Below are 6,674 nucleotides of genomic sequence, written 5' to 3' on the forward strand. Positions count from 1 at the left end.
AAGGATTCTACTTCTATCCAGGTATTCGCATTTGCAATCGTTGCAATCACTGTTGTAAAGATTATTTCTATCAGCTTATGTTTTACTTTCCACTCTTGTCTAAAATCGCTTACATTTTCAAATGCACTTTTAAACATTGTTTTGTCCATATGAATTCTCCTCCAGAGTTTTTTTCCTCTAGTATTGAATTCGACATTACTTCTTTAATTCCTTTTTGTAATTATTACCATTTATTCCTTCTGCATTTTCGCATTCACTTTTCCTAAAATACTCTACATTTTTTTCATGCGATAGCCGTGTCAATATTATTTGACCGTATGTCAATATTATTTGAACAATTCAGTTCTTTAGATTAATACTTACGAAATTTGATTTTCTATCTGCTTATTTTGGCCTTTTGCCGCTCTTTTCTGCTCATACATAGCCAAATCAACCTTGTGGAAAAATGCGCCAAAGTCAACATTGGTTTCATGATCTATATACGAAAAAACGCCGTGTCCAATTGCTATACTAAAGTTATAAGACAGTTCCTGCTCTATTTTTCCAAGTAATCTATCAAGCTGTGCTACAGCCGAGTTGTATTTTACCGGATCTACATCCTCCATGAGGCACGCGAACTCATCACCACCCAAGCGATAGCACTTGCCCAATTCCGAAAAAGCCATTTGAATGGCATCATAAGTCCGCTTAATAACAAGATCGCCCTCACTGTGCCCAAATGTGTCGTTAATGTTTTTAAGATTATTGATATCTAAAAGCGCCAACCTAAATGTGTTTCCAAGTGCTCGGTTGAGGAGCTCGTCTAAGTCGCGTTCAAATGCAGCTCTATTATCTCCACCTGTTAAAATATCTGTATAAGCCATCTTTTCTAACAATTTGGACTCGTTTTTTAACACTAATAAATTATTAAAATACTTAATGCTCTCTATAAATTGAAAGGCCATAAAGGCACCAAATCCCAATTTGCTATAAAGATTTAACAAATCAAATTCTTTACTAAAAAAGACACCGATTTCTAAAAAGCCTGTAACGATGAGAACGCTTAAATGCATCAGATAAAGGCTTGATTTTTTATTTTTTAAAACAAAACTTTCATAACTCATCACAGCAAGAGTCCCTAAAATAACACTTCCAATCAAAATTAAGGTAATTGTAGTAATGGCAATAAAAGGAACTCGCCCTGTCATTTGAAGCACAATTGATAGAAATAACAGGACGAAAAATAGTCGCACTATAATTTGGGTATACCACCTGTATTTCTCCAAAACAACAATCCCTAGATATCTTACAAGAGCGATTGTAAACAGGGGTAACATCAAGTAACTTATCCCTCCAAGAATAAACCGATTACCCGTTACCAATTGTAAAACACGCATTTCAGACATCATCCAAATACTGGCGGATATAGAAAACAGTCCGAGATAAAGCAATCTGTAATCCCCTATACGACTTAAGATGATAGAGGCAATGATGGCTAATACACCTGTAATGAGCATTGTTACCGCAACGCCTAATCCCGTTATATTTTTATGCACAATATCATAAATAAGGGCCTCTTTTTCACCATAATAGATAGGGTTGACAACCCCTAAAAAAGTATTGATTTTTGTCTTGTATTCAATAGTCAATACTTCTCCAGCCATGCTATCTGGTAATTCTACCAAATGCCACATACTGACTTCTGGAAATACCAATCTGCCTTCACGTGTTCTCTCGCTCTGATAAATGATTCTATTTTTTGCGATCACGGAAACATCTTGCATAGACGCACGTATTCTAAGTGACATCCCATCTGGAAAAGCTTCATCCAAAGTCTTTTCAACTTTAAATACTTGATCATAACCAACATTTTCAATCGTATAAGGCAATTCCACATGGCCAGATGTACTACTATCTGTTGAAATTTTATCCGTTGAAACTTGCCAATTATCATTTAAATCCAAAATATTGCCTTTAGCAATAGACAAATCTTTCTCTGGAGAGAGGTATGCCAAAAATATAATAAGCGTAAAAATCAATAAGAAAGTAATATAGGGCTTTGATTTTTTCAATCTTTTTAGAAACACATCTTTCTGGTTCACAAATACTCCTCATCGATTTAATTCTAAAGATCATACCTTTATTTAAACTTGAATGGCGATCCCACCATAAAAAATATCTCTAATGACAAACTGGTGCTTCTGAACTTTAAAACCGCTTTCATTTAATGCACTTTCAAAATCTCTATTCAGATGGCAGCCATGTGCTACCTTTTTCCACGCAGGTGTCAACATATTCATGATCGATGATGCCACTGGCGATTTTGATAAAACATGTTCGATAAAAATGAACTGTCCTGTTGGTTTTAAAATGCGCTTTATCTCAGACAACCCCTTCATAACATCAGGGACAGAACAGAATATCAAAGTTGAAACAACCGTGTCAAATGTGTTGTTATCAAACGGCAAATTTTCTACATCAAGTTGCATCACTTCCAGTTGCGCCAATTCAATCGTCTTATCTTGACTCGACTGAATAAAAGACTTTAGATTTTCTGCAATTTTAGACTCTATCTTAACAACCTCATCTATATCAGATACTGTCAAATGTGTAATTCGAGCTGAATCATAAAATTTCAAATTTGCCCCGCTACCAATGCCAAGTTCCAAGCATTTTCCGCTTGATTTTGAAATGAGTGTGCTTCTCAAATCTTTCAACCCATTATTTTCAAAAGGTGCCATAAAAAAATCGTATTTATTCATATGTTTATCTCCATCTATTTCTATATTTAAGAAAAATCAAAGCGTATACTCAGTCCGCTTCGCTACCTTCGTAACACTTGCACAATCCTATCGGATTGCATTCAGTGGAAGTTTGGACTCCCACTGAATTAGGAATATGAACCCCCACTTAGAGAAGTGGGGGACATCTCCTCAAGGGCTATAAACGCAATCCCCCATGGGGCTTTCACATCACTTTCTAATGAAATATTAACTTTTTCAAAATAAGATCATACGCTATAATTATATGTACCCTTTCGACTATCAAAATAATTATGAGGAGCCTATAATGAGTAAGTTTGTTCCATTTATAAAAGAAAAAAAAATACTGATTATCACGATTCTATCGCTCTCTTTGCCTGCTATTATTGAAATGGGATTAAACACGCTTCTTGGAGTAGCAGATTTGATAATGCTCGGACAACTTATTGGTTCTGATGCCATCGCTTCAGTCGGCTTTTCAAATCAAATTATGTATCTTTTGATATTCACTTTTTCTGCATTTAACACAGGTGCCATCGCTATGATTTCTAGAGCATTTGGTGAAAAAAATTATGAAAAGCTCAAAAATATAGCCGAACAAAATGTCATCTTAAATTTATTAATCGGTTTCATCATTTTAGTGATTTCATATGCCTTTCGAAATCAAATTTTTACAATCTACGATATTGAACCCGCGATCTTCTCGGATTCAGTAACTTATTTCACTGTGATTCTGCTTGGTTTTGTTCCAATGTTCTTATCATTTTCATTTGCAGCCATCTTAAGAGGCTCGGGCGATACAAAAACACCCATGAAGATCACTGCATTTGTGAACATACTCAATGTGATTGGCAACTATTTTTTAATCACAGGATGGGGACCCTTCCCAGAGCTCGGGATCGCCGGTGCTGCGCTTTCAACTTCTCTTTCTAGATTAGTCGCAGTCATCATCTACATTCATCATCTATACTTTAAAGCACATCACTTCAAACTGCAATTCAAGATTGTGATGGATTCGAAAATTCTCAATCCACTCTTTAGAATTAGCCTACCCGGAGGTGCTGAACAGGCCTTAATGCAACTTGCATTTGTAGTCGTTGGTATATTCATCGCAAAACTTGAAACGAGTTCAGAAGCTCTTTTTAGAATTTTAAATCAAATTGAATCGCTTTCATTTATGCCTGCTGTTGGATTCTCTATTGCAACTGCAACACTTGTTGGAAAATCTCTCGGTGAAAAAGATACAAAGGGCGCCAGCGAGGTGGGTTATACTGCTTCTATTCTCGGAATGACTTGGGGTTTTTTAAGCGCTCTATTATTCATCACTCTACCAGGAACACTCATAGCCTTCTTCACACCCGAAATGGAAATCATTATGCTCGGAATACCCGTCATGCCTTTTTTAGCCATTAACCAACCTGGATTAAACTTCATGATTGTTATGAGTGGTGCACTTAGAGGGGCAGGCGATACTATGAAAGTCATGATATACACCATAGCCAGACTCTGGTTGTGTTTTGTACCGCTTTCATATGTCTTTATCCTTCACCTTGGACATGGTGTCGCAGGATTATGGCATGCTGAAATTATATCCATTCTCTTGTTTACAAGTGCTCTATTGCTTAGATTTAAAAGTAAAAAATGGGCAGAAATTAGAATAGGTTAAAACTTTTCTTTCAATTTCTCGTAAGCCTCTAATATTTCTACAAAGATGCTAGAGTTCCCACCTTTATCAGGATGGTGAACTTTGGCAAGGTCTTTAAAACGCTTCTTAATTTGCGCTTCTGTAACCGGTGCAACCAATCCCAGTGCCTCTAAATGTACAGGATCGAACAATTGCGTCAGAGGGAGCCCATTCTCTTTATAATGTTGATGATAGACTGCAAAAAAATAACAGATAAAAACTTCTTTTCGGTCCTCATGCGACATGTCTATCAGCGCAGTAAGGGGATAAGCCACTTGATTTGAACGCTGGTCTGCAGAAAAAAACTGATCCCAAACTAAAGCCATTCCCTCGGGTCTTGGTCTATAATTAAATCTAATGGCGATCTCTTGCTTCTTTAGTTGCCTCAATTTTTTCACAAGCTCCATTTTATTCATTTAGGTCCTCCCTCTAGCAGCGGCTCATACATCATAAGCGCATGATTTTCACAGATATGCTCATCTGTAATTTTATCATGGTTCATGTTTTTTACAACTCTTCTTATTTCGTTATGTCTCACATAAGCGCCCCAGAATTGAAGTGTAAATTTGTGATTTTTTTCATAGATACTATACTTAAAATATTGAGGCCAGTTTGATAAAATAGTGCCGACTAAATGATCCTTTTCTATGAAAAGTCTAATTTGATAAGTTTCATCCGTATCATTCAGAATGCGCAAATCTCTGTAATTGTAAACACAAGTGGCACCACTTCCAAAAGGTTGCGTCCTATTCGCATCTGGGAAGACATCAAAACTGTGTCGATGTCTTTCTGTGATTGTCAGTGGCGTGTGTAACGCCATCCAGTATATCAGGTTGGAGAGTTGGCAAAGACCACCACCAATCCCCGCTTTAAAAGTCCCATAGTGTAGAATCATGCCCTCTTTATAGCCTTTTGACGCAGTGGGATTCCCGATGAGTTTCCAATAGGAAAAAGTCTCTCCGGGTTTAATGATAATCCCATCTATCTGTTTAATCGCAATTTTTAAATTGTTGACTTTATTGTGTTGCAACCACATATCGACATTTTTTAACGTTCTATACAAGGGCGTCTGATGCTTGATGATACAAAATTCTAAAGGAGTCTTTGAATTTTGCCTCGCAAATTTATGTCGATGGACAACCCATTCCATATAACGCATATAAGTGTAGTACTTACGTCCAAAACTTGCTCTGAGCTTTGATCTGTATTTTGGTCTCAGATGTTCAAATTGATCCATTTTTAACCCCGATCTTCTCTGAGTATGCCCATGATAATGCCATCTACTAATTGCCCTTTTATAAGGTCTCTTTGTCTAACCAGACCTTCTTTTTGAAAATTTACCTTTTCGAGCAATCTCACTGAGCCATCATTTCCAGGAGTAATCGTCGCCTCTATCCGATTGAGAGCCATCTGTTCAAATCCAAAATCAACGATTTTACCAACCGCCTCAGTCCCATAGCCTTTGCGCCATTCGCTTTGTAAAAGCGCATATCCGACTTCAGCTCTTAAAGTATCTTGGTCAAAGTTCCCTAGACAACATGTGCCTATAAGTTTACTGGGCGTTTTTAGATAGATCCCCCAAGTGATCTCATCGTTTGCCATGAGTTCGCTGTGATACCGCCTAATAAATAGGTGCGTTTTTTCAATAGAATCTACTGGATAAAAATAATCATATAACGCGACTTCCGGATCACTTAAAATTTCATACAAATCGTGGTCGTCTTCATCACTGATTTCTCTTAAGCTCAATCTCTCAGTTTCCAATATTGGAAACGGGTGAAACGGTTTTATGATCATATTAGATCCCCTTTACGCCATTCTACCCTACTTCTGGTCGATTACTTTTCGTAAGCGCATCATAGGGTATAGGGTTGCTCAAATTTTGACTTTTGACACTCTAATTCATTATACAATAATAAAATTAGGCTTGCTATAACGATCTGCTGATCACACACGGCTATCGCATGAAAATCTACCATAATCAAGGCTTTTATTCAAAGTCTTAAAAAAATAGCATTGCGCTATTGGATTATGTGGCATGACTTATGTTTTAATGCAGAGCTCAATCCTTTTTACAGTTTTGAGGGCACAACTAATAAACCGTTTGTATCACTACAGCCGACTTACCCTACGAATGGTATAACTCAGCCTTTTTTCTACAGCTCAGATACGACTTTCGTTAGAAAAGACTCATCTATTGATGCTTTATAACGCTTCAACTTTAAACTGGTCTTCTTTTTCGTGATGGT

General features: G+C 36.9%; 7 protein-coding genes. 1 reads left to right on the forward strand and 6 read right to left on the reverse strand.

Annotated features, from left to right (window positions below):
* The 3 genes from F3D3_RS25320 to F3D3_RS22895 all read right to left on the reverse strand — a co-directional run.
* Nucleotides 1-149, reverse strand: a 149-nt coding sequence (locus F3D3_RS25320) for a transposase family protein (protein WP_139132202.1), incomplete at its 3' end; no start/stop codon positions are given.
* 210 nt (nt 150-359) lie between these two features.
* Nucleotides 360-2,081: a GGDEF domain-containing protein gene (locus F3D3_RS22890; RefSeq protein WP_069876822.1), complete on the reverse strand. Its 1,722-nt coding sequence runs from the start codon at nt 2,079-2,081 to the stop codon at nt 360-362.
* 42 nt (nt 2,082-2,123) lie between these two features.
* Nucleotides 2,124-2,741, reverse strand: coding sequence for a class I SAM-dependent methyltransferase (locus tag F3D3_RS22895; protein ID WP_069876825.1), 618 nt, complete (start codon nt 2,739-2,741; stop codon nt 2,124-2,126).
* A 307-nt stretch (nt 2,742-3,048) separates the two neighbouring features.
* Between F3D3_RS22895 and F3D3_RS22900 the strand changes: the two genes are divergently transcribed.
* Complete coding sequence (locus tag F3D3_RS22900; protein ID WP_069876827.1) at nt 3,049-4,407, forward strand: MATE family efflux transporter; 1,359 nt, start codon at nt 3,049-3,051, stop codon at nt 4,405-4,407.
* Here the strand turns inward: F3D3_RS22900 and F3D3_RS22905 are convergent.
* From F3D3_RS22905 to F3D3_RS22915, 3 genes are read right to left on the reverse strand one after another with little or no spacing between them, the layout of a single operon-like run.
* Nucleotides 4,404-4,841, reverse strand: a complete 438-nt coding sequence (locus F3D3_RS22905) for a J domain-containing protein (protein WP_069876829.1) — start codon at nt 4,839-4,841, stop codon at nt 4,404-4,406. The two genes, F3D3_RS22900 and F3D3_RS22905, sit on opposite strands and share 4 nt — an antisense overlap.
* Nucleotides 4,838-5,662, reverse strand: coding sequence for a VanW family protein (locus F3D3_RS22910; RefSeq protein ID WP_069876832.1), 825 nt, complete (start codon nt 5,660-5,662; stop codon nt 4,838-4,840). Before F3D3_RS22910 ends, F3D3_RS22905 begins: the two co-directional genes overlap by 4 nt.
* 2 nt (nt 5,663-5,664) lie before the next feature.
* Nucleotides 5,665-6,222 (reverse strand): GNAT family N-acetyltransferase, encoded by a 558-nt coding sequence (locus tag F3D3_RS22915; RefSeq protein WP_069876834.1) that lies wholly within the window; start codon nt 6,220-6,222, stop codon nt 5,665-5,667.
* Between the last annotated feature and the right edge of the window lie 452 nt (nt 6,223-6,674).

The organism is Fusibacter sp. 3D3, assembly GCF_001748365.1.
Lineage (GTDB): Bacteria > Bacillota > Clostridia > Peptostreptococcales > Acidaminobacteraceae > Fusibacter_A.